General features: G+C 66.3%; 22 protein-coding genes. 6 read left to right on the forward strand and 16 right to left on the reverse strand.

All coding sequences use genetic code 11. From position 1 onward, the window contains the following. Positions 1-3 precede the first annotated feature (3 nt). The 8 genes from serS to F6X38_RS04055 all read right to left on the reverse strand — a co-directional run bounded on the left by serS (position 4) and on the right by F6X38_RS04055 (position 9,016). A complete protein-coding gene (gene serS / locus F6X38_RS04020) occupies positions 4-1,287 on the reverse strand; it encodes a serine--tRNA ligase (RefSeq protein WP_150968243.1) in 1,284 nt (427 codons plus the stop codon). A 48-nt stretch (positions 1,288-1,335) separates the two neighbouring features. Further along, complete coding sequence (tatC, locus tag F6X38_RS04025) at positions 1,336-2,154, reverse strand: twin-arginine translocase subunit TatC (RefSeq protein WP_150968244.1); 819 nt, start codon at positions 2,152-2,154, stop codon at positions 1,336-1,338. Beyond that, positions 2,154-2,642 carry a Sec-independent protein translocase protein TatB gene (gene tatB, locus F6X38_RS04030; protein WP_150968245.1) on the reverse strand — a complete coding sequence of 163 codons (489 nt, stop codon included), beginning with the start codon at positions 2,640-2,642 and terminating at the stop codon, positions 2,154-2,156. The genes tatC and tatB overlap by 1 nt, the downstream gene beginning before the upstream one ends. Before the next feature lie 102 nt (positions 2,643-2,744). Continuing rightward, complete coding sequence (locus tag F6X38_RS04035; RefSeq protein ID WP_150968246.1) at positions 2,745-2,975, reverse strand: twin-arginine translocase TatA/TatE family subunit; 231 nt, start codon at positions 2,973-2,975, stop codon at positions 2,745-2,747. A gap of 270 nt (positions 2,976-3,245) precedes the next feature. Then, positions 3,246-4,271 carry a beta-N-acetylhexosaminidase gene (gene nagZ, locus F6X38_RS04040; protein WP_150968247.1) on the reverse strand — a complete coding sequence of 342 codons (1,026 nt, stop codon included), beginning with the start codon at positions 4,269-4,271 and terminating at the stop codon, positions 3,246-3,248. A gap of 7 nt (positions 4,272-4,278) precedes the next feature. Next, entirely contained in the window at positions 4,279-5,859 is a 1,581-nt protein-coding gene (locus tag F6X38_RS04045) for an SPOR domain-containing protein (RefSeq protein ID WP_150968248.1), read from the reverse strand. A gap of 100 nt (positions 5,860-5,959) precedes the next feature. Next, positions 5,960-7,714, reverse strand: coding sequence for an arginine--tRNA ligase (gene argS, locus F6X38_RS04050; protein ID WP_150968374.1), 1,755 nt, complete (start codon positions 7,712-7,714; stop codon positions 5,960-5,962). 81 nt (positions 7,715-7,795) lie between these two features. After that, complete coding sequence (locus F6X38_RS04055; protein WP_425482816.1) at positions 7,796-9,016, reverse strand: deoxyguanosinetriphosphate triphosphohydrolase; 1,221 nt, start codon at positions 9,014-9,016, stop codon at positions 7,796-7,798. 124 nt (positions 9,017-9,140) lie between these two features. Here F6X38_RS04055 and erpA point away from each other — a divergent pair, with 124 nt between their 5' ends. Then, positions 9,141-9,479 carry an iron-sulfur cluster insertion protein ErpA gene (gene erpA, locus F6X38_RS04060; protein ID WP_150968250.1) on the forward strand — a complete coding sequence of 113 codons (339 nt, stop codon included), beginning with the start codon at positions 9,141-9,143 and terminating at the stop codon, positions 9,477-9,479. Positions 9,480-9,496: 17 nt separating this feature from the next. Further along, positions 9,497-10,282, forward strand: coding sequence for an exodeoxyribonuclease III (gene xth / locus F6X38_RS04065; RefSeq protein ID WP_150968251.1), 786 nt, complete (start codon positions 9,497-9,499; stop codon positions 10,280-10,282). A 3-nt stretch (positions 10,283-10,285) separates the two neighbouring features. On the opposite strand, the gene F6X38_RS04070 is transcribed toward xth, so the two are convergent. The 5 genes from F6X38_RS04070 to F6X38_RS04090 form a co-directional block, all read right to left on the reverse strand. Beyond that, a complete protein-coding gene (locus F6X38_RS04070; protein ID WP_150968252.1) occupies positions 10,286-11,212 on the reverse strand; it encodes a tetratricopeptide repeat protein in 927 nt (308 codons plus the stop codon). Positions 11,213-11,597: 385 nt separating this feature from the next. Then, entirely contained in the window at positions 11,598-14,339 is a 2,742-nt protein-coding gene (locus F6X38_RS04075; RefSeq protein ID WP_150968253.1) for a valine--tRNA ligase, read from the reverse strand. A 102-nt stretch (positions 14,340-14,441) separates the two neighbouring features. Next, positions 14,442-15,272, reverse strand: coding sequence for a PopZ family protein (locus tag F6X38_RS04080; protein WP_161992608.1), 831 nt, complete (start codon positions 15,270-15,272; stop codon positions 14,442-14,444). A 177-nt stretch (positions 15,273-15,449) separates the two neighbouring features. After that, complete coding sequence (locus tag F6X38_RS04085; RefSeq protein ID WP_161992621.1) at positions 15,450-16,904, reverse strand: TolC family outer membrane protein; 1,455 nt, start codon at positions 16,902-16,904, stop codon at positions 15,450-15,452. Between the two features lie 197 nt (positions 16,905-17,101). Further along, positions 17,102-17,752 (reverse strand): protein-L-isoaspartate O-methyltransferase family protein, encoded by a 651-nt coding sequence (locus F6X38_RS04090; protein WP_150968256.1) that lies wholly within the window; start codon positions 17,750-17,752, stop codon positions 17,102-17,104. 229 nt (positions 17,753-17,981) lie between these two features. Between F6X38_RS04090 and F6X38_RS04095 the strand changes: the two genes are divergently transcribed. Together F6X38_RS04095 and F6X38_RS04100 are read left to right on the forward strand one after the other, a co-directional pair. Next, positions 17,982-18,137, forward strand: coding sequence for a DUF1127 domain-containing protein (locus F6X38_RS04095; protein WP_150968257.1), 156 nt, complete (start codon positions 17,982-17,984; stop codon positions 18,135-18,137). 164 nt (positions 18,138-18,301) lie between these two features. Then, positions 18,302-18,694, forward strand: coding sequence for a response regulator (locus F6X38_RS04100; RefSeq protein ID WP_150968258.1), 393 nt, complete (start codon positions 18,302-18,304; stop codon positions 18,692-18,694). A 211-nt stretch (positions 18,695-18,905) separates the two neighbouring features. Here the strand turns inward: F6X38_RS04100 and F6X38_RS04105 are convergent, their stop codons facing one another. The 3 genes from F6X38_RS04105 to F6X38_RS04115 all read right to left on the reverse strand — a co-directional run bounded on the left by F6X38_RS04105 (position 18,906) and on the right by F6X38_RS04115 (position 21,081). Beyond that, positions 18,906-19,238 carry a hypothetical protein gene (locus tag F6X38_RS04105; RefSeq protein ID WP_150968259.1) on the reverse strand — a complete coding sequence of 111 codons (333 nt, stop codon included), beginning with the start codon at positions 19,236-19,238 and terminating at the stop codon, positions 18,906-18,908. A gap of 422 nt (positions 19,239-19,660) precedes the next feature. Beyond that, a complete protein-coding gene (locus F6X38_RS04110) occupies positions 19,661-20,350 on the reverse strand; it encodes a phosphoribosyltransferase (RefSeq protein WP_150968260.1) in 690 nt (229 codons plus the stop codon). Then, the gene (locus F6X38_RS04115; protein WP_246191186.1) at positions 20,347-21,081 is read right to left on the reverse strand and encodes a DNA-processing protein DprA; all 735 of its coding nucleotides are present in this window, start codon (positions 21,079-21,081) and stop codon (positions 20,347-20,349) included. The genes F6X38_RS04110 and F6X38_RS04115 overlap by 4 nt, the downstream gene beginning before the upstream one ends. Positions 21,082-21,550: 469 nt before the next feature. On the opposite strand from F6X38_RS04115, the gene F6X38_RS23250 reads away from it, so the two are divergent. Both F6X38_RS23250 and F6X38_RS23255 read left to right on the forward strand, forming a co-directional pair. After that, positions 21,551-21,703, forward strand: a complete 153-nt coding sequence (locus F6X38_RS23250; RefSeq protein WP_161992609.1) for a hypothetical protein — start codon at positions 21,551-21,553, stop codon at positions 21,701-21,703. A 231-nt stretch (positions 21,704-21,934) separates the two neighbouring features. Next, positions 21,935-22,096, forward strand: a complete 162-nt coding sequence (locus tag F6X38_RS23255) for a hypothetical protein (protein WP_161992610.1) — start codon at positions 21,935-21,937, stop codon at positions 22,094-22,096. Positions 22,097-22,125 lie beyond the last annotated feature (29 nt).

Below are 22,125 nucleotides of genomic sequence, written 5' to 3' on the forward strand. Positions count from 1 at the left end.
GGTTCAGGCCGCCTTCCCGACGATCTCGATGCCGCCCATGTAGGGCCGCAGCGCTTCGGGCACCGTCACCGTGCCGTCCTCGTTCTGGTAGTTCTCCAGGACGGCGATCAAGCAGCGGCCGATGGCGACGCCCGAGCCGTTCAGCGTGTGGACGAAGCGCGTCTGCTTCTCGCCGGCGACCTTGTAGCGCGCGGCCATGCGGCGGGCCTGGAAGTCGCCGCAGTTCGAGCAGCTCGAAATCTCGCGATACGCGTTCTGCCCGGGCAGCCAGACTTCGAGGTCGTAGGTCTTGCGCGCCCCGAAGCCCATGTCGCCAGTGGAAAGCACCATCGTACGGAACGGCAGCTTCAGCCGCTTCAGCACTTCCTCCGCACAGCGCGTCATTCGCTCGTGCTCATCGGCGGAAGCTTCCGGCGCGGTGATCGAGACCAGTTCGACCTTGTAGAACTGGTGCTGGCGCAGCATGCCGCGCGTGTCGCGCCCGGCCGAGCCGGCTTCCGAGCGGAAGGACGGCGTCAGTGCCGTATAGCGGAGCGGCAGTCGCGCCGCATCCAGCGTGGTCTCGCGCACAAGGTTGGTCAGCGGCACCTCGGCGGTCGGCACCAGCCAGCGACCGTCCGTCGTGTGGAACAGGTCTTCGCTGAACTTCGGCAGTTGCCCGGTGCCGAACATCGCTTCGTCGCGGACGAGCAGCGGCGGCACCACTTCCTCGTAGCCGTGCTCGACCGTGTGGAGGTCCAGCATGAACTGCCCGAGCGCCCGTTCCAGCCGGGCGAGGCCGCCCTTCAGCACCGTGAAGCGCGAGCCGGCGATCCGACCCGCCTGCTCGAAGTCCATCAGGCCGAGTGCTTCGCCGATCTCGAAGTGCTCTTTCGGATCGAAGGCGAAATTGGGAAGGCCGCCTTCCCGACGGATCTCGACATTCGCCGCCTCGTCCGCGCCGACCGGCACGTCGTCCAGCGGCGTGTTCGGAATGCGCGCGAGAACGTCGGTGATCGCTGCCTCGATACGGCGCTCGGTCTCCTCGCCGTCCTGGATCGCGTGTTTGATCTCGGCGACCTCGGCGATCACCGCTTCGGCCCGGGCCGCATCGCCCGATGCCTTCGCCTTGCCGATTTCCTTCGACGCCTCGTTGCGGCGGTTCTGCAAGTCCTGCAGGCGACGAAGGTGGTCGCGCCGCTCCTCGTCGAGCCGCACGATCTCGGCGGACGCAAGCGCCGCCCCGCGCCGGCTCAGCGCTTCGTCGAGCGCTTCAGGATTTTCCCGTATCCACTTGATATCGAGCATCAACCTTCCCGTTTCCGAAGAACCGGAAAGGCTGACAGAGGACCCCGCTCAGCGGTCGCTCGCAGCCTCGCTGTCGCCCGGTTCCTCGGCCCGTTTGCGTTCGATCATCCGCGCCGCGATGATCGAAACCTCGTAGAGAAGGACGCCCGGCACCGCAAGGGCGATCTGGGACGTCGGGTCGGGCGGCGTCAGCACCGCCGCTACGACGAAGGCGAGCACGATCGCCCACTTGCGCTTGCCCTTCAGGCTGTCCGAGGTGATCATCCCGGCACGCACCATCAGCGAGGTCACGACCGGCATCTGGAACACGAGGCCGAAGGCCAGGATCAGCGCCATGATCGTCGAGAGATACTCGGTCATCACGTTCAGGAAGTTGACCGACACCTCATCGGGCGAGGCCGCGACGCGCACGAAGCCGAGCGAAAACCACATCAGCATCGGCATGGCGACGAAATAGACGAGCAGCGCGCCGAGGAAGAACAGCACCGGCGAAGCGATCAGGAACGGCAGGAAGGCGCTGCGCTCGTTCTTGTAGAGCCCGGGCGCGACGAACTTGTAGAGTTGCGTCGCCGCCACCGGGAACGACAGGAACATGCCGCCGAAGGCGGCGATCTGCAGGTAGGTGGAGAACGCGCCGAGCGGGCTCGTGTAGTTGAAGCCGGCCGGACCCATGTCGAGATGCCGCCAGCGCGCCGCGCGGAGATAGGGCTGCGCCAGGATGTCGAAGATGTGCGCCGAGAAGATGTAGCAGAGCACGAAGGCGCCGAAGAACGCCAGCAACGACCAGATCAACCGCCGGCGCAGCTCGATCAGATGGTCCATCAGCGGCGCCGAGGATGCGTCGATGTCGTCCTGGCCTGCTCGCATCAGCGACGGGCCTCGTCGGCGACGGCGGACTCGCGGGTGGCGGCCTCCTCCGGCGGCGAGGCCTGCGGCACGGGTATCGGCTTGTCCACGTCCGCCGGCGCTTCCGGCGTCCCGGTGGCGGACGCTTCGGGCGTCACCGGCCGCATCTCATCGTCGCCGACAACGGAGGGTCGGGGGTCCGGCGCCTTCGTCGCCGTGCGCAGCGAGGAACGGATTTCGTCGCCGACGGCCCGGATCGGGTTCAAGGCGTCGCGGACGTGGCTGCGCGGATCGATGCGGCTGATGTCGCGCACGGTATCGCGAACCTCGTCGAGCTCGGCCTCGCGGATTGCCTCGTCGAACTGGCGGCGGAAGTCGCCGGCCATGCGTCGCATCTGCGACGTCGCCTTGCCGAACGTTCGGAGCATGCGCGGCAGATCCTTCGGACCGACCACCACGATCAGCACGACGCCGATCACGAGAAGTTCAGACCAACCGACTTCGAACATCGACAACTTCCGGGGAAACGATGACCAGCGCACGCGAGCGCCGCCGGCAATGCACCGGCGAGCCGACGCTTGGCCGCGCCGGCTTCGCCGCTGCGAGAGTCGTCAGATCGTGGTCTTCTCGGCCTGCGGATCGCGGCGGACGGCGTCGCCTTCGCGATGGTCCAGCGAGCGGCGCTCCTGCGCCACCGGCGCGTCCTCGTCCGACATGCCCTTCTTGAAGTTCTTGATACCCTTGGCGACGTCGCCCATCAGCTCGGGAATCTTGCCGCGGCCGAACAGAAGCAGCACGACGGCGAGCACGATGAGCCAGTGCCAGATGCTTAAGCTACCCACAACCATTCTCCCTTTGCCGCCGGGCGGCAGGACTGCCCGTTCCGAACCGCGCCGGTCGCAGCCGTCCCGGACGAATCCGTCGAAGGCTTCCGCGCGGCGATGTGCCGACGAACCTAAGCTTCCTCGCGCGATTGTTCAAATCCATCCTCGGGGCGAAAGCGTCGAACCCTGAGGATGTTCAGAGATTTGGGGCGAACAGCCGCACGGGGTCGCGATCAGCTTCGTCTAAGCCGCGATCGTGGCGGAAGGTGGATACGGCGCCGCGCCCGCTCAGGCGACCGGTGGCCCCATGATCGCCTCGTACTCCGCCCGCAGCGTCCGCTCGTCGGCCGGCTGCAGATGCGTCGGCCCGTAGGCCTCGGCCGCCAGCGCCCGCATCGCGGAAACGCCTACGAGTTCCGGCACGCCCGCCGCCACCGCCCGCATCTCGGCCATGTCGCCGTTGCAGTGAAGCGCGATGTCGCAGCCGGCTTCGATGGCGCGCCGTCCGAGATCGCGCATCTCGCCCTGCAACGCCTTCATCGACATGTCGTCGGTGAGGAGCAGGCCGCCGAAACCGAGACGCCCCCGGATGACATCGGCGATCACGATCGGCGAGAGCGTCGTCGGCTGATCCGGATCGATGTCGCGGAACAAGATGTGCGCGGTCATCGCGGCCGGCAGGTCCGCCAGCGCCCGGAACGGCTGGAAGTCGCTGGCCTCTAGCTCGGCGCAGGACGCCTCAACGACGGGCAGCGAGAGATGGCTGTCGGCATTGCCGCGGCCGTGGCCGGGCATGTGCTTCATCACCGGCAGGAGACCGCCCGCCGCGAGGCCGGCGGCGGCGGCGCGGCCGAGCTTCGCCACGACCTCGGGCGAGGAGGAGTAGGCGCGGTCGCCGATCACCGAGTTCGCGCCCGCGACCGGCACGTCGAGGCAGGGCAGGCAATCGACGGTGAAGCCATAGGCGGCGAGGTCGAAGGCGAACAGCCGCCCCGTCAGCCACGCGGCGCGCTCGGCTGCCTCCGGATCGCTATCGTGCAGTTCGCCGAGTCGCGCCGAAGCCGGGTAGCGCGGGGCGAGCGGCGGGCGCAGGCGCTGGACCCGGCCGCCTTCCTGGTCGACGAGGATCGGCGTCGTCTCGCGGCCGCCGGCCTCGCGCAGTTCGGCGACGAGGTCGCGCAGTTCCGCCGCCTCGCCGACATTGCGGCCGAAAAGGATGAAGCCCCAGGGGCGCTCGTCGGCGTAGAACGCCTTCTCGTCGGGGCTGAGACGCTTGCCGGCGCAGCCGGCGATCCAGGCCTTCTGTTCGCTCACGACCGGATCAGCGCGTCACGAAGCAGCTTGCGCCGGCGCTCTTCAGCTTCGAGCAGAGGCCGGACGCCTCCTCCTTCGTATTCGCCGCGACGCGGACGCGCCAGTAGGTTCCCTTGCCGGCGACTTCGGCCGACTGGATACCGACCTGCCGGCCGCCGACGACGGAGCCGTACTTGCTGCCGAAGGAGCGCATCGACTGCTGCGCCGCCGCTTCCGACGGCTGGGAAGAAACCTGCACGAAGAACGCGCCGACCGGCATGGGAGCCGCAACGGCGGCGGGTTCCGCCGCGGGCTCGGAAACCATTGGCGCCGCGGGCCGGATCGGAGCGACGGCCGCCACTTGGATCGGGTCGGCGGCCTGCGGCTCGGCCGCGGACTTGGTGGCGGCAGCGTGGACGGGCGCAGCGGGCTTCGCTGCCGGTGCGGCATCCGCCTGGATCAGCCTGCCGTCGGCGCCGACCGAAAGGGTGCGGACCTTGCGGGGCTGCAGCACCGGTTCGCCGGAGGCCTCCGCCGTCTCGGTCGCGGCGGTCACGCGGGTTTCGTCCTTGCCCTCGTCCTCGGCCGTCGTGTCGCCGATCTCGACGCCGGGAAGATCGTCGTAGCTCCGCTCCTCTTCCTTCGGCAGATCCATCGGCTCTTCGGCGGTCTTCAGCAGCGCATGCTGCGTCGGCGTCTCGTCCACGGTCTTGCCGGGCGCGGCGACGCGGTCGTAGACGGCCTTGTTCTGGTTCGGATAGGCGCGCCCGCCCGGGTCTTTCGGCGCGACCTTGTACGGCTCGGCGTCCGCCTTGATCAGCAGCGGCTCGTCGCCGACTCCCGGCACGACCGAGCCGCCCTTCCACATGCTGAAGCCGAGGCCGGCCACCAGCACGAGCGCGGCAGCGCTGACGCCGGTGACGAGCGCCTTCTTCATGAAGCCGCCGCGCGGCGCGGCGGAGCAATAGTCGTCGTCCGCCGCGTAATCGTCGGCGATATAGGACTCCGGCTGCGGCGCTTCGGCGAGCCGCTCCGGCCGGCGCTGCGAGGCCGCCGCGGCCGGGCGGATCACCGCGAGCTCGCTGCGGATCAGTTCCTCGAACTCGTCCATGTCGGCCTGCGGCGGCGAGGGCAGACGCTCCTCCTCCGGCCGCTCGGGCGCGAAGGATTGCGTTTCGACGACGATCCGGCCGCGTGGCCGCGCCGGGGCGCTGAGATTGCGCAGGACGGCGTCGAGTTCGTCGTCGATCTCCTCGTCCGTCAGGTGGGTCGGGCGGCCCTGCGAAGCTTTCGCTGGCTCAGCGCGGCCGGCGGCCTTCGCCGTGGCGCGGCCGTTGTAGCGGGTCTCGTAGCTGGGCATCGTCGCTGGGCGTGCGCTCCTCGCGGCCGCCAGATCGTGCTCGAACGCCGCTTCGAACTCGCGGTCCATGCCGTCCGGCTGACGACCGGCGGGCGCGGCCCGAGCAGGCGCGGGCTCGTCGGCGAAACGCGGATCGAACCGCAATTCGGATTCGAAGATGTCGGCCAGTTCGGCGAAGGGATCGTCCTCGACGGGCGCACCGCTCCTCGCGACGGTCAAGCCGCGGGTCTGGCTGTTCACGTTACCCATCAAGCCCTCGCACTGCCCCACCCGCGCGGCAAGCTCGAACCCGAGCGCCGAAGCGGGCATCGAAGTCGTTAGCCGGCGATGTTGACCAAAGCGTGTTCGATCAGCGCATCTCTTCCGGCGCGGCCGCCCCGATCAACTTGAGACCGGAAGCAACGACCAGCGCGACACCCCTCACGAGGCCAAGTCTGGCTAGGGTCATTCTTGTATCGTCAAGGTTAACAAAGCGTAAGTCCGGCACATCGCGGCCGCGATTGTATTGGGCGTGAAAAAGCTGAGCCAGGTCGTAAAGGTAGAAGGCCAGGCGGTGTGGCTCCTTCGCCGCCGCCGCGGCCGCGACCAGTCGCGGATATTCGCCGAGCTTGCGGATGAGGCCGAGTTCGCCCTCGTCCGTCAGCGCCTCCAGCCGGCCGGGATCGCCGAGCTCGGCGTCGGAGGGAACCTCTACGCCCCCCGCCACCGCCTGCCGCACGACGGAGGCAGCGCGGGCATGCGCGTACTGCACGTAGAAGACCGGATTGTCCTTCGACTGCTCCGTCACCTTCTGGAAGTCGAAGTCGAGCGGCGCGTCGCTCTTCCGGTACAGCATCATGAAGCGAACCGGATCGCGCCCGACCTCCTCCACCACTTCCGCAAGCGTGACGAAGTCGCCGGAGCGCTTCGACATCTTCACGGGCTCGCCATCGCGGAACAATTTGACGAGCTGGCAAAGCAGAACGTCGGCCTCGGCCGTTCCGCCGGACACCGCCGCCGCCACCGCTTCCATCCGCTTCACGTAGCCGCCGTGGTCGGCGCCGAGCACGTAGACCATCTCGGTGAAGCCGCGGTCGAACTTGTCCTTGAAGTAGGCGACGTCGGCGGCGAAGTAGGTGTAGGCGCCGCTCGATTTCACCAGCGGCCGGTCGATGTCGTCGCCGAACTCGGTCGAGCGGAACAACGTCTGCTCGCGGTCCTCCCAGTCTTCCGGCACCTGCCCCTTCGGCGGCGGCAACGAGCCTTGGTAGACGAGGTTCCGGCTTCTGAGGCCGTCGATCGCGTCGCCGATCCGGCCGCCGTTGTCGGCGTGGAGGGTCCGCTCGGAGAAGAAGACCTCGTGCTCGATCCCGAGCAGCTTCAGGTCGTCGCGGATCATCAGCATCATCGCGGCGATGGCGTGGTCGCGCACGATCGGCAGCCACTCGGCCTCGTCCATCGCGAGGAGCGAGTCCTTGCGCAGGATCGCAAGGGACGCTCCCACCGGCTTCAGGTAATCGCCGGGATAGAGGCCGGCCGGAATCTCGCCGACCGTCTGGCCCAACGCCTCGCGGTAGCGGAGGAAGACCGAGCGGGCGAGCACGTTCACCTGCTCGCCGGCGTCGTTGATGTAGTACTCCTTCACCACCTCGTCGCCGGAGAAGGCGACGAGGTTGGCGAGCGTGTCGCCCACCACCGCGCCCCGGCAGTGCCCGACATGCATCGGGCCGGTCGGGTTCGCCGAGACGTATTCGACGTTGACGCGCCGGCCGGTCGGCTCGCCCCGGCCGTAGTCCTCGCCCTTCGTCAGCACGTTCGCCAGGAGACCGGTCCAGTAGATGGGCGTCAGGCGCAGGTTGATGAAACCGGGACCGGCGACGCTCGCCTCCATCACGTCGGGATCGGAGCGCAGGGCGTCCGCGATCGCCTCGCCGAGTTCGCGCGGCTTCGCGCCGAGCGGCTTCGCCAGCACCATCGCCGCATTCGTCGCGAGATCGCCGTGGCTCGGATCACGCGGCGGCTCGACCGCGACGCGCGAGAGGTCCAGACTACCCGCAGCCTCGGGACCGATCGCCTTGGAAACGGCTTCGCGGACGCGCGCCTCGAAATCGGAGAAGACGTTCATGAATGTCCTGACGGCGGCCGGGATGCGCGAAACGGGCGCGGCCACGGCCGCTTCCAGCGCCGCGGCGGGTGACGGGCGCGCCTAACGCAAATCCGGAGTCGCGTCAAACAGGCGCCGGTGCTCGGCGATGGCGTAGGAGTCCGTCATTCCCGCCAGATAGTCGGCGACGCGCCGGGCCCGCTTCTCGGGCGCGGCGAGATCCATCGCCTCGCTCCACTCGTTCCGCATCTCGCGCGGCTCCGCGACGTAACGGTTGAAGAGGTCGGCAACGATCGCCTCCGCCTTCCGGCTCATCTCCATCAGCCGGTCAGTGCGATAGACCCGCGCGAACAGGAAGCGCTTGGTCTCAGCCTCCATCGCCCGCATCGCCGGCGAGAAGGCGACCATCGTCTGCCCTGCCCCACGGACCGCATCGGCGTGGCCGGGTCGCAGCTCGGCGATGTTGGCGAGCGTCGTCGCGATCACGTCCTCCACCATGCGCGTGATATGGCGACGCATGACCTCGTGGATCAGCCGCGAGCGTTCGAGGTTCGGATAAAGCCCTTCGACCTCGCGCAGGATGTCGCCGGCGAGCGCGAGGCCGCGCAGGTCGTCCACCTCGATCATCCCGGCGCGCAGCGCATCGTCCATGTCGTGGGTGTTGTAGGCGATGTCGTCGGAGATCGCGGCGGCCTGCGCTTCGAGGCTGGCGAAGCGGTCGAGATCGAGTGGATAAAGGCGGTCGAAGTCGAGCACCGGCCGCGGCACTTCCGGGCAGGTGGCGTGCGGCCCGGCAAGCGGCCCGTTGTGCTTCACCAGCCCTTCCAGCGTTTCCCAGGCGAGGTTCAGGCCGTCGAACTCGGCGTAGCGCTGTTCCAGCGCGGTGACGACGCGAAGCGCCTGCGCATTGTGGTCGAAGCCGCCGAAGCCCCGCATTTTCGCATCGAGCGCCCGCTCACCCGCATGACCGAACGGCGTGTGGCCGAAGTCGTGGACGAGCGCCACCGCCTCGGTCAGGTCCTCGTCCAGCCGAAAGGCGCGCGCGAAGGCCCGGGCGATCTGCGACACCTCAATCGTGTGCGTAAGACGCGTGCGATAGTGGTCGCTCTCGTCGTGCGCTAGGAACACCTGCGTCTTGTGCTTCAGGCGACGGAAAGCGGCCGAGTGGACGATCCGGTCGCGGTCGCGCTGGAACGGCGTCCGGGTCGCGCTCGGCGGCTCTGGAAACAGCCGGCCGCGGCTGTCGGCCGGATGGACGGCGTAGGGCGCCCGCTCGCCGCCGCCGAAGCCGATCGCGTATCCGGATGCGTCCGCGCCTGCCAAACTCGTTCCTCGCTGGAGAGCCGCGTCGCGATTGACGGGTATTTCGGCCATGCATACTTAAGGCGAAGCAAGCGCCAAAGGAGAGGACGGCACCGGCGAACCCGATGCCGCACCGTCGACTCGCATGAGCGAATCCACCCCGATCACCGTATCCGACAGCGCCGCCCGGCGCATCGCCACCATCGTCGCCAAAGGCGGCGGGGACGGAGACGCCCTCCGCGTCTCCGTCGAGGGCGGCGGCTGCTCCGGCTTCTCCTACAAGTACGATCTGACCGCGGCGCGCGAGCCCGACGACCTCGTCATCGAGAAGGACGGTGCGACCGTGCTCATCGACCCGATGTCGCTGCCCTACATGGAAGGCGCGGTGATCGACTTCGTCGACGACCTGATGGGTCAGTCCTTCCAGATCCGGAACCCGAACGCCGTCGCGTCCTGCGGCTGCGGCACCAGCTTCTCGATCTAGCCGCCGTCCGTCCGCGCGTGCTCGTCGCCACCTGGAACCTCGCCGGCGTCAAGGCACGCCTCGAAACGCTGCTCGCCTGGTTGGAGGAACGGCAGCCGGACATCGTTGGCCTGCAGGAAACGAAGTCGGTCGACGAGGCTTTCCCGCGCGCCGCGGTGGAGAAGCTCGGCTATCACGTCGAACTGCACGGGCAGAAGGGTTTCAACGGCGTCGCCCTCCTGTCGAAGACGCCGCCGAAATCCGTCTCGCGCGGCCTGCCCGGCGACACGACCGACGAGCAGGCGCGATACATCGAAGGTGTCTGGGACGTCGGTGGAAGCACCCTGCGCTTCGTCTCGCTCTATCTGCCGAACGGCAATCCGATCGGCACCGAGAAGTTCGACTACAAGCTCCGCTGGATGGCGCGCCTCGAAAGGCATGCCCGCAAGCTTTTGGCGGCTGAGGTGCCGTTCGTGCTGGCGGGCGACTACAACGTCCTGCCGGAAGCGCAGGACGCGAAGCGGCCGGACGTGATGCTCGGTGACGCGCTGTTCCAGCCGGAAAGCCGCGCCGCCTGGCGTCGGCTCGTCACGCTGGGCCTGACGGACGCCGTTCGCGCAGCGACGGCCGCGCCGGAGGTCTACACGTTCTGGGACTATCAGGACGGCGCGTGGCGGAAGAACAACGGCCTTCGCATCGACCACATGCTGTTGTCGCCGGAAGCGGCGACGCTGTTCGATTCGGCCGCGATCGATGCCCATGTCCGCGGCTGGGAGAAGCCCTCCGACCACGTACCGGTCGTGGTCGAACTCGGCTTCAGATAGCGGTCAGTTCCGTGCGATCGGCACGGCCTGCGACGCGACGAGCGCGAGCGCCGTCCGCCGATCGCCCTCGGAAGCCAGCGAGAACGCCTCCTCCTGCATCGGCCGGATCCATTCCCGATCGGACGCCGGCGCCTTGCGCAGCGCCATGGTCAGGAGCGCCAGCCCGCGCGCCGGCTCGGGGTCGATGGCGATCTGCTCCCCGTCGAACAGGAGATGGCCGAGCAGCGCCTGCGCCTGGACGTTGCCCTTCTCGGCGGCGAGGTTCAGCCAGCGCGCCGCCTGCCGCGGGTTGGCGCGACCGCCCTCGCCCGTCAGCAGCATCCGCCCGAGCTGGAATTGCGCCTGCGCGCTGCCGAAGACCGAAGCGGCATGGAAATAGAGCTGGCGCGCCTGCGGAAGGTCGATCCGCACGGGCGTGTCGGGAATGCCGGTGCGCATGTAGTCGGCAAGCGCCGTCACCGAGCTCGCGACGTAGGCCGCGTTCGGCGAGGTCGACGTGTCGTCCTGATCGTCGGCGACGATGTCCTGGAAGATCTTGAAGGCCTCGTAGTCGTCCTTCGGCACGCCGTCGCCGTCGGCATACATGCGCCCGAGCTTCCAGCGCGCCCCGGGATGGCCCTTTTCGGCCGCGTAGCGCAGCGCCTCGGCAGCCTCGGTCTTCTCCCCCCGCTTGTAGGCGTTGAAGCCGAGATTGAAGAGGTCGGACGGAGCCGAATCCGGCGACAGCATGCTGTTCGGATCGAGCGCCAGCGCTTCGTCTGCCGCGCCGCCGAAGAACACCGCGATTGCCAATGCAGCGACCGTCGCCAGCGACTTCAGGCGACCGCGCGATGCCGGCGCCGGGAGCAGCGTTTGCGCCCCTTCGTAAGATGCGTCGCCGCGCCCGGCATGAGCCGGACCCGCGCGAAAGAAGACTGATGAATCAGCCATGGACCCCTCAAGCACGCCGGGCCGCCGACGCCCCCGCATCGGCGAGTTCGCGACCCTGCAAGCGCCCTCAGAGGTGGTGGCTCTTTATGGCGGCACGGGGGCACGATGCCCGTCCGCCAAGTGTAGTCGATGCGGTGTTGCAATAGTGTTGCCGCAAGTCCACAAACCGAATCACTCGTAGGAGCGCGGCGGTCGTGTCGCCGCCCGCACGGCGATCCGTCACCTCGCCACGCCGAATGCGTAGGTGAAGCGGTTCGCTAAGGCTTCAATCTACCAACGCAACGAAAATGCAGCTGTTGAGCGCCGCAGGCAAAACAATGGTCTGCGGCGACAACTTCGTGCTTCGTATGAACTCTGTTGCCTGCTTATTTCTTCCGAAAAAGCCTCAGCGCATCTCCGCGAGGCAAGCGCGAGCGGCGAGCAGCTTCTCGTGCTCGGCGCGGTAGTTCGCGACCTTCTCCCGCTCCTCCGCCACCACTTCCGGCGGGGCGCTGGCGACGAAGCGCTCGTTGGCAAGCTTGCGTTCGCCGCGCTCGACTTCCGACTCGCATTTCGCGATCGCCTTGTTCAGGCGCTGCTGCTCCGCCGCGATGTCGATGACGCCTTCGAGCGGCAGCGCGAAGGTATGCGAACCGACGACAATCTGCGCCGAGGCGCGCGGCGCATGATCGGCGTGCCGGATGGCGGAGAAGCGGGCGAGCCGGCGCAGCGACGCTTCCTGCGAGCGCAGCCTGGCCGCCGTCGCGTCGTCGGCCTGCACGGCGACGAGTTCGGTTTCCGCGCCCGGCGGCACGTTCATCTCGGTCCGGATCGAGCGGACCTGCGACACGATATCGACCAGCCAGTTCACGTCCGCCGCGGCCGCCGCGTCGTCGAAATCGAATTCTGGCCAGGCCGCGTGGCAAAGCAACGTCTCGCGCTTGCCGCCTTCCGGCGCCGTCACCGCCCAGAGTTCCTCGGTCAGGAACGGCATGAACGGGTGGAGCAGCGCCAGCATCCGGTCGATCGCGAAGCCGGTGACGAGTCGCGTCTCGGCCTTCGCTGCCTCGTCGTCCCCGCCATGGATCGGCTTGGTCAGCTCGACATACCAGTCGCAGAACGTGTTCCAGACGAAGCGGTAGATCGCGCCGGAGGCATCGTTGAAGCGGAACGCCGCCAGCGCCGCGTCGACCTCGCGAATCGCGCGCGAGAGTTCCGTCAGCAGCCAGCGGTTCTGCGGCAGCGACACCGCAGACGGATCGAGCGTCTCGCCGTGGCGCGCGCCGTTGATCCCAGCGAAGCGAACCGCGTTCCAGAGCTTCGTGCCGAAGTTGCGGTAGCCGGCGATCCGCGACGGGTCGAGCTTCACGTCGCGCCCGGGCGTCGCCAGGATCGCCAGGGTGAAGCGCAGCGCGTCCGCGCCGTACTCGTCGATCAGGCTCAGCGGGTCGACGACGTTGCCCTTCGACTTCGACATCTTCGCGCCGTGCTTGTCGCGCACGAGCGCATGGACGTAGACGGTGGCGAACGGCTCCTCCTTCATACAGAAGAGGCCCATCATCATCATCCGGGCGACCCAGAACGGGATGATGTCGAAGCCGGTGACGAGCACGCTGGTCGGATAGTAGGTCGAAAGCTCCGGCGTTTCGTCCGGCCATCCGAGCGTCGAGAACGGCCAGAGCGCCGACGAGAACCACGTGTCCAGCACGTCCTCGTCGCGGCGGATGAAGCCTTCGCGCTCGGCCGGATCCTCCGCCATGCGCCGCGCCGCCGCATCGTCGATCGTGCCGTTCCCGACATAATGCGCCAACGCCTCGGCGACGGCCTGCTCCTCGCTTTCGGCGACGAAGATGCTGCCGTCCGGCCCATACCAGGCCGGGATCTGGTGCCCCCACCAGAGCTGGCGCGAGATGCACCACGGTCGGATGTTTTCCATCCAATCGAAGTAGGTCTTCTCCCAGTTGCGCGGCACGAACGTCGTGCGGTCCTCGCGGACGCTCGTGATCGCCGGCTTCGCCAGCGTCTCGGCGTCGACCCACCATTGATCGGTCAGCATCGGTTCGATGACGACGCCCGAGCGGTCGCCGAACGGCTGGGCGATCACCTTCTCCTCGATGCCGCGCAGCAGCCCTTCGGCCTCGATCTCGCGCACGATCATCTCGCGCGCCGCGTAGCGGTCTTGGCCGTGATAGCGTTCGGGCACGTTGTTCTCGGGCGTCGCGATCATCTGCGCCTCCTCGTCCATCAGGACGATCAGCGGGATGTCGTGACGACGCGCGACTTCGAAGTCGTTGAAATCGTGCGCACCGGTGATCTTCACCGCGCCGGTGCCGAATTCGGGATCGGGATACTCGTCCGCGATGATCGGGATATGCCGCTCGACGATCGGCAGGCGCACCATCTTGCCGACGAGATTGCGGTAGCGCTCGTCGGACGGGTGCACCGCGACCGCGCCGTCGCCGAGCATGGTCTCGGGCCGGGTCGTCGAGATGACGATCTCGGAGATGCCGTCCACGGGTCCGTCGACCAACGGATAGGCAAAGCTCCACATCTTCCCGTCGACCTCGCGCTGCTCGACCTCAAGATCGGAGATCGCGCTCTGGAACACCGGATCCCAGTTGACGAGCCGCTTATCCTTGTAGATGAGCTTTTGCCGATAAAGGTCCACAAAGACTTTGCGAACGGCTTTCGAAAGACCATCGTCCATCGTGAAGCGCTCGCGCGACCAGTCGCAGGACGCGCCCAGCCGGCGAAGCTGGGCGAGGATCATGCCGCCCGACTCGTCCTTCCACTTCCAGATGCGCTCGACGAAGGCCTCGCGGCCCATAGAGCGGCGGTTTGGCTCCTGCCGCTCCATGAGCTGACGCTCGACAACCATCTGCGTCGCGATGCCGGCATGGTCCATGCCCGGCTGCCAGAGGACGTTGCGGCCGAGCATGCGCTGGTGCCGAGCCAGGATGTCCTGCAGCGTGTTGTTGAGCGCGTGCCCGATATGCAGCGACCCGGTGACGTTCGGCGGCGGGATCACGATGGAGAAGGGCTCGGCGCCTTCCCGCGCGCCGGCGCCGGCTCGGAAGGCGTCCGCTTTCTCCCAAAGGTCGGCGATGCGCGGCTCGATGGCCGCCGCGTCGTAGGTCTTCTCGATCATATTGACGTCCGGCTCGGCATGGCCGCGCGCGGGCGAACACGGCGCGGCTTCGATGCGCCGGGTTAAGCCGAACCCTTTCGGACTGTCAACGAAAGCACGGCCTCAGCGGCGCGGACCGCGCGCGATCCGCTCGATCTCGTCCCGCACGAGACGCTCGACGATGCGCGGCAGGTTGTCGTCCAGCCATTCCTGCAGCATCGGGCGCATCATCTCGCGCGCCATTTCTTCCATCGAGCGCATCTGCCCGTCGCGGATCGCGCGGGTCAGATCGTCGAACGCGGCGGCGACCTGATCGCCCGCCTGCGCCGAAAGCAGCGCGGATGCGCCTTCGATCACCGATTCGGGCATCGGCGGCTTCGCCGCCCGGTGAACCGGCTGCGAGGGATGCTCGGCGTCCGGAATGCGCGGCGAAGCGGCAGGCCACGTCTCCTCGCTCCGAAGCGCCGCCTCGAAGTCGTCGTCGTCGAACTCGAACGAGAAGTCGCGGGAAGAGATCGCGCGTTCCTCGCCTCCCGCATCCTCTTCGCCATCCGCCCGCACGATGTTTTCGTTTCCGGCCGGCGGCGGCACCGCGTAGCCATGCTGCTGCGCGTGCGACGTATCTCCCGAGTGATCGCGGGGAGCCGTGTCTGCTGTGGTCGAGACGCCGTCGTGCAGGTCCGATAGTTCGTCGGACGTCGGCTCGGTCACGAGTTCTTCGGCGAAGTCGGTCGCTTCGAGATCGCGCAGATCGTCATCCGAGACTTCATCGTCGGGCTCGTCCTTCAAGGACGCGTAGTGGATGTCGAAGCGGGGCAGCGGAGCCGGCGTCGCGTCCACCGAGGTTCCGCGCAAGGGGGCATCGGCGACCTTATCGGCAACGGGAGCCTGCTTTCCCGCCGGCTCGTCGCCGTTCTCGATGATCCGGCGGATCGAGGCGAGGATTTCGTCCATCGAGGGTTCTTTGCGGGAACTGGCGCTGCTCATCTCATTCACCCGATCGGCGGCCCGGCGATTCGTTTCCGGCCCGGGCATCGCTGGCTCGAAAGCTATTCGGAAAGACACGCTCGTGGGATGTCCGGTTCCGCCGCAACCGCGCTTTCCCACCGAAAACCGTGCGGTCGAGAAACCTTAGCGGCCGTCAGGCGTCCGGCGGCCGCTCCACTTGTTCTTCACGGCCTTGTAGTGCTCGTTGGCGTCGTAGATCGGCGCCTTGAGCTTCAGCCGATCCGCCGAGAGCCGACCGACCGCCGAGGCGAGCGTGTAGCTCGTCACCACTTCGTCGCGCTGCGCGCCGACGAGGAGGATCTGCGCGGTGATCACGTCGGCCTGCGCATTAAGGACATCGAGCGTGGTGCGCTGCCCGACGTTCCGCTCCTCGATCACGCCGTTCAGCGCCAGCCGCGCCGCACGCACCTGCGCGTCGTAACCGGTGACGTTGGCGCGCGCCGCCTCGCGTGCGGCCCAGGCGGTCGTCACCGCCGCGCGCACCTGATCACGCGTCTGGTCGACCTCGATCTGTCGCTGCCCGAGCGTTTCCTTCGCCTGCCGAACCTGCGAGGCGACGAGACCGCCCTGATAGATCGGGATCGTCAACTGCGCCGTGACCGTGGCGCTCAACTCGTTGCTGGTCAGGACGTCCGGCGTCCTGCGGACCCCCGGCAGGTCCGAAGGAACGCTCGGCCGGCCTGTGGGGCCGGTGTTGGTGGAGTCCTGCAGCTGATACTGGTTCTGGACCTGAGCCTGCAGGCTGAGCTGGGGCAGCGCCTGCCCCTCCTGCGACTTCACCTGATAGGCGGCGGCATCGACCGCGTAGAGCGTCGCGAGGATCGCCGGATGCTCGCGCTGCGAGACGTTCGCCGCCTGCCCGACCGACACCGGGAGAATGCTGCCGCCCAGCGACTTGCCGGGCGCGAGATCGCGCGGCGCGTCGCCGATGATCTGGAAGTAGGTGGCTTCGCTGGAAGCGACCTGCGACAGGGCGGAGTTCAGCAGCGCCGTCGCCAGCGCGCGCTGCGACTCGGCCTGCGCGACGTCGGTCCGGGTCCCCTCGCCCACGTCGAAGCGCGCCTGCGAGGCGCGAACTTGCTCCTCAAGGAACGCGAGGTTCTGGCGGCGGAGCGTCGCGATCTGCCGATCGCGCAGGACGTTCATATAGGCCGAAACGGTGTCGGTCAGCGTGTTCTGTTCGGTGTTGGCGAGGTTCTGCTGCGCCGCCTTCACCTGCGCCTCGGCGGAACGGACGTTGTTCGGCGTTTGAAAGCCGTCGAACAACGTCTGGTTCAACTGGATGCCGAAGCCCGCGGAGTTGGCCCGCGTGTGATCGTCCGCGATGCCATCGCCGCTTGCCGTGTAGGATTGCTGCCCGGTCAGCGTGCCGACGCCCGAAACGAAAGGGCGCAGCCCCGACTTCGCCTGCGGGACGTTCTCATCGGTGGCGCGAAGCTGCGTCCGCGCGATGTTGAGCGACTGGTTGTTGCGGTAGGCGCGAGCGAGCGCGCCGTTGAGGGTTTCGGCGTCCGCAGCGCTCCAGGTGCCGGCGAGCAAAGTGCCGGCGGCCAGAAGGTGCTTCACCACGAGGTTCAAACGCAAAGACCTTACTCCGATCCCCTGTTCGCGAAGCAATCCGGGTCGAGCGCCTGACACTGCCTTGCAGCCATGGCCGGCCCCGCTCACGGCGGCAACCGCCCGCGACAGGCGCAGAGGTTAGCACCGGAAGCATGACGAATGGTGTGTCTCGGACACAACGCAGCGACGTTTTTGCCGCAGCGGGGATTCAGGCCTCAGAAGACGAACTGCGGCGGGCGGGCGAAGCCCGGCAGAGGCGGGACGCTGCAATTGAAGCCGAACCGGTTGGAAACCGTGCCGCCTTCCTTAAGGTAAAGGCGAGCCGAAGCCGCGTTTCCATGCCCTTCGACTACCACCATCCGGCCGCCATCGCGCAGTTGCTCGATGAAGGCGGCGGGCAATTCCTCAACGGCGCCCTGGAAGAGGATGCGATCATAAGGTGCGGCAGGCGCCCATCCTTGCCCCAGCTTGCCTTGCACCAGTTCGACGTTGCTTCCGGCGTGCGAAGCGAGCGCCGTGCGCGCAAGCTCGGCGAGCGTCGCCTCTTCTTCCAGCGCGACGACCTTGCCCGCAAGTTGCGACATGATGGCAGCGGCATAACCCGTCCCGCAACCGACATCGAGCACGACGTCGCCGCGCCCGATCAGCAGGAGTTGAAGCAGGCGCGCGAACGAGGAAGGGGCCATCAGGCGCCGCCCGGCCGGCAGCGGTAGGTCTTTGCCGATATAGGCGAGCGCCCGCTTGTCCTCCGGCACGAAAGCTTCGCGCGGCACGGTGAGGAAGGCGCGCAGAACGTCCCAGTCCGTGACGTCCTCGGTGCGGATCTGGTTGTCCACCATCATCGTGCGGGCGTGCGCGAAGTCCATGTCCAGGTCCGGTTTTCTCGTTTCCGCCCGTCATAAGCGGGCGCTTTTTGGCGCGCAAGGCAATTGCAGCGAGCGGCGCCGGAACGGGCGAAGGCAACACGAAACGCCTAAAATTCACCTTACCTGCCATGCAGGCGATGCATAACAGCTGTGCTGCATCTGCTCTTATTTTGTGCTGCGCCGCACATTATGTAGGCAACATCAGTTCGCCAGTTGAAAGCAAGGACAAATGCTCGCCCGCATCGCTACCCGTCTCAAGCAGTACCGGGACCACCAGAAGACCGTCAGCCTCCTGTCGCATATGGACGACCGCCAGCTCTCCGACATCGGCGTCAACCGCGGCGACATCGACCTGGTCGTCCGGCGCGGTCGCCTGACCTTCTGATCGGTCCAAAAATTCGAATGTCCGAAGCGGTCCGGAAGGGCCGCTTTTTGTTTGTGCTCTCGCTGGGCTGTTCGGTGGCCAGCCGATGACAAGCTTGATCCGGTAGCATAAGTGGCGGAAACGGAATTCCGCCGGATGAGATTGAGCGACCGACCCGGACAGTTATGACCAAACCGACCTCCGGCGGCGTGCCGGTCGCAGCGAAGATACTGGTGGTGGAGGACGATGCGCTCGTCGCGCTCGGCATCGTCACCATGCTCGAAGACCTCGGACATACGGTGATCGAGGCGAATTCCGGCACGCAGGCGCTGGCGATCGCCGAGCGCGATCCGACGGTCGATCTCGTCGTCACCGACCAGTCGATGCCCGGCATGACCGGCACGGATCTGGCGCGTGCCCTGAAAACCTCGCGCCCCGGTCTGCCGGTGATCCTTGCGACCGGCTATCACGACGTTCCCGAAGGAAGCGATCTGCAACTGCCGCGCCTGTCGAAGCCTTACGATGACGCTGCGGTCGCGAAACTGATCGCCGAAATCCTCGCCCGCGGCCCCACCTGACCCGACCTCGTGCATCGCGGCGGATATTGGCGTCGCCGCCATCCGGGTCCGCTTGCCAGCGTCGCGTATCCATTCCGAAACGAGCCCGGTAACGGGTAGTTCTTCCGTGTCCGCATACCGATGCACCGGCGCCAGCCGCCGTCGATGTCGTCAACGGGGAACGTGCCTCGCCGCCGTTGGATAGCGAGGTCCGGGCGACGATCAGCCGCCGCTACTTCTCGCGCAGCACGCGGACCAGACGCATCGACATCGGATGGGATCCATCGTCCCACCGCAGATCGTCGAACGTCAGACGTCCCTCCGCCAGCCCGCGCCTGATCTTCCTGCAAAGAAGCGGCGCGGCCTCGTCTTCGGTACGGACGCGAAGGGTCTGGCGCAGGGCCAGCATGGAGGAGGGCGTGTTCGACCGCTTCACGTTTTCGGCGCATCGGGCGATCGCCTTGTCGCCGGTATCCAGCGGGGCTGATTGATCCGCACTCGTATCCTGGGGCGAAACGCAACCGGACAAGCAAGCGAGGGTCAGACCCACGAGAAACCTACGCATGACGATACTCGCGGGCGAATCGCATTGGATACACGCCGAGGTAGTGCAGACCGATGCGTCTGTAGCAAGAAGCGGGTGAACATATCCACCGCAGGTCGTCGGAATGACTGGCACAAGGCGGTAGCCGACGGGAAGCGGCGCGTCGTGGAGGTTCGGCAGGCTTGCAGCCTCAATCGATCTCGCCGACGTTTCCGTCTGCCGCGAGATCGGATGCGCGTCAGCTCGCTTCCGCCATGCCGGAAGAGACGCTTCACTGCGAGACGGCCTGGAGGCCTCGGCCGGAACGATCATTCCAAGGCCGATCAAAGCCTTAGAACAGTTCTCCGCCACGCTTCGATGAATCGAATAGCAGGGCTGTTCGAAGCGTTCTGCCACACCTGCCGGGCCGTATGGCCGGCTGGTCGCTTGCCGGCTTGACCGGTTCAGAACGGCTCGCGGAGAAACGCGTCAAGGTCGAATGCTGGAGGGTCAAGCTCGAACTCGTTCATCACCCACTCGATCGTATTTTCTCGTTGGTCCTTGACCGTGTTTCCAACGGTCACCCCCATCACGACATTCACGCCCTGACCACGGAGAACTCTGGCTGCCGCGATCATCTGAGATCCGCTGGTGATGACGTCATCAAATAGCACTACCGGTCCGCTCACTTGTTCGACGTACCGAAGGTGCGGTTCGTACTGGTCTGGCGATCGCCGACCAGAAACCTGATGGCTTGCGGTGCGAACCTGAGCCCAACGCAAGGCCGGAGTTACGGCTAGACATCGCGGAGCCGCATCACACAGCATCTTCGCGAGTTCGACTATTCGAAATGGTCCGCCGACGCCTTGTGCCATCCCACTGTTCGGGATCGGCACGACAACGAAGTCGCGGTCGACCGCGTGGTTGAGAAGCCGCTGCCCTACATGTCCAAGTATGACCGGGACAAGCTCCTCGGCATTGCTGTTGTCAAACTTCTTCCAAACTCCCCCAACCTTAAAGTTCGAGTAGCCTCCGAACGCTGAGCCCTTCACAGCCTTGACGATGTTTCGGGCGTCAAAGTCGGCACCCCGCCAAGTTAGCCCTTCCGATTCCGTTAGATACCGGCAGAGAGATCCGACACGAAGGATCGTCATTTGATGCGCTCGATCACATCCTCGGCCGACGTGAGTACGGCGACCCGTTCCTGTCGTAGAAACTTCGCCGGCCATTCCAAGTCGGGGTTTTCCGCCACTGACTTCATTATAAAAAGCCAACGTCCAAGCCGGACGCATTCAGCGGCTTGGTGGAGCGTGCCCGAGGTATCCGAGGCTTCGACGATGATTGAAGCATCGGAAAGAGCAGCCATGACCCTGTTGCGTTTCGGAAAGTCCGAAGGGAAAGTTCTAGCTCCCGGCGCGAACTGCGATATCAAAAGGTGCTGGCTGTAGATTTCTTCTTGAAGAGCCGAATTTTCTGCGGGGTAGGCTTTCGCCAGCGGCGTGCCAATGACCGCAATGGTGGAGCCTCCGTTGGCGAGCGCACCTTCATGCGCAGCCGTATCAACACCCTTCGCCAGTCCGCTTGTGACGACGATCCCCGCCGCCGCAAGGTGCCGCGCGATCTGCCTAGCCCGCTGTACCCCCTCAGGTGATACATTGCGCGACCCGATAACAGCTGCGGATTTCTTCCCAAGTAATCCGAGGTTGCCGGCGCAATAGATTTCCTGATCATTCAGCGCCTCAAGGAACGATCCCTGCGCACTCGCAATTGAACGATCACCTATTTTCAAAAGATCAGACAGTTTATGAGTCTCGATCTCGCTAGGAGGCGTGTAGCGCGACCGCCTCATTGGCGCGCCTTTCGTGAAAGACTGGTAGACATTCATCACGTCACCGGCGAGACTCATAAGTCGGGGTCAGCATCCTAAAAATGTCTTGACAAGCCGTGAACGGCTCTCCGTCGGCTTGTCCCCAACTTTAACACTTGTTAACAGAATTAGGAACGGAAACCTATTGCCAACACGAGCGGGGGTGTACGATCCGTCCAGCGGCTACTGCAACCCTTCCCCGTCGTCACGCGTATCTGCCAGATGACGCATCCGATCACCCTCTGGTCGCTGCTCTTCGTCGCCTTCGTGGTGATCGTCTAACTCGAACTGCTCAGAAGGCATCCTCAGTCGCCTGCACACTTTCTGCCCTCGCGGCAGAGTTTACACGCGGCCGTGACTGGTAACGCGTCTGGAACCCGCTCAACCATGCGCGTGCGGGGGTTGGTCCTCGAAGCGGGGACATCCGATGCTTGCGAGCCCGGTGCCGAGTTCGTTCTATCGTGAGAAGGCCGTCGCGGCGGCCTCATTGGCGATCCATACGAGCGAGCCGATCCTGAAAGCCAAGCTCGAGGACGGTTCGCGTGTTTGGGCACTGATCGCCGATCGGATCTTGCAACACGAACTGGCCGCGGCGGCGCGAGCCGAAGCGTCGGCCGGACGAGCTCTGTTCGATGTCTGATCGCGAACACCTCCGCGGGACGCTAGAGGGGAACATGCACCGCTGGATTAACGGCCTTTCGGACGAGGAACTCACAGCGACCACGCGGGGAACGGTTCGTCCGCTTATGGAGGAAATCCACCGCCGCGGGATCTCGTTGACGGTTTGCAGCGATGAGTTCAGCATCGAACGTCCCGACACCGCAGAATGAAACTAACGCTTGCTGACTTCACCGCGGGACAACGCCGCACGATGATCAAGCTGGACGACCGCTACGGTCTGGCGCCGAACCCCATGCCGCCTCCGCACGAGACGAACCTCATCGTACTCGCTCGGTTCGGCATTGCATGCACGGTGGAGCGGCGCCTAACGGCACTGGGCCGGCAACTCGTGGATGAGGGCGCGGTGCGCTAGTTCTACGGCGGCGTCTGTTTCCGGATATC

It is taken from the genome of Plantimonas leprariae (genome assembly GCF_008802405.1).
Taxonomy (GTDB): domain Bacteria; phylum Pseudomonadota; class Alphaproteobacteria; order Rhizobiales; family Rhizobiaceae; genus Plantimonas; species Plantimonas leprariae.

Excerpts from the sequence above, each read along its gene's own strand:
- serS (WP_150968243.1), bottom strand. The coding sequence starts at position 1,287 with ATGCTCGATATCAAGTGGATACGGGAAAATCCTGAAGCGCTCGACGAA.
- tatC (WP_150968244.1), bottom strand. The coding sequence starts at position 2,154 with ATGCGAGCAGGCCAGGACGACATCGACGCATCCTCGGCGCCGCTGATG.
- tatB (WP_150968245.1), bottom strand. The coding sequence starts at position 2,642 with ATGTTCGAAGTCGGTTGGTCTGAACTTCTCGTGATCGGCGTCGTGCTG.
- F6X38_RS04045 (WP_150968248.1), bottom strand. The coding sequence starts at position 5,859 with ATGGGTAACGTGAACAGCCAGACCCGCGGCTTGACCGTCGCGAGGAGC.
- argS (WP_150968374.1), bottom strand. The coding sequence starts at position 7,714 with ATGAACGTCTTCTCCGATTTCGAGGCGCGCGTCCGCGAAGCCGTTTCC.
- erpA (WP_150968250.1), top strand. The coding sequence starts at position 9,141 with ATGAGCGAATCCACCCCGATCACCGTATCCGACAGCGCCGCCCGGCGC.
- F6X38_RS04070 (WP_150968252.1), bottom strand. The coding sequence starts at position 11,212 with ATGGCTGATTCATCAGTCTTCTTTCGCGCGGGTCCGGCTCATGCCGGG.
- F6X38_RS04075 (WP_150968253.1), bottom strand. The coding sequence starts at position 14,339 with ATGATCGAGAAGACCTACGACGCGGCGGCCATCGAGCCGCGCATCGCC.
- F6X38_RS04080 (WP_161992608.1), bottom strand. The coding sequence starts at position 15,272 with ATGGACGAAATCCTCGCCTCGATCCGCCGGATCATCGAGAACGGCGAC.
- F6X38_RS04090 (WP_150968256.1), bottom strand. The coding sequence starts at position 17,752 with ATGGACTTCGCGCACGCCCGCACGATGATGGTGGACAACCAGATCCGC.
- F6X38_RS04095 (WP_150968257.1), top strand. The coding sequence starts at position 17,982 with ATGCTCGCCCGCATCGCTACCCGTCTCAAGCAGTACCGGGACCACCAG.
- F6X38_RS04100 (WP_150968258.1), top strand. The coding sequence starts at position 18,302 with ATGACCAAACCGACCTCCGGCGGCGTGCCGGTCGCAGCGAAGATACTG.
- F6X38_RS04105 (WP_150968259.1), bottom strand. The coding sequence starts at position 19,238 with ATGCGTAGGTTTCTCGTGGGTCTGACCCTCGCTTGCTTGTCCGGTTGC.
- F6X38_RS04110 (WP_150968260.1), bottom strand. The coding sequence starts at position 20,350 with ATGACGATCCTTCGTGTCGGATCTCTCTGCCGGTATCTAACGGAATCG.
- F6X38_RS04115 (WP_246191186.1), bottom strand. The coding sequence starts at position 21,081 with ATGAATGTCTACCAGTCTTTCACGAAAGGCGCGCCAATGAGGCGGTCG.
- F6X38_RS23255 (WP_161992610.1), top strand. The coding sequence starts at position 21,935 with ATGATCAAGCTGGACGACCGCTACGGTCTGGCGCCGAACCCCATGCCG.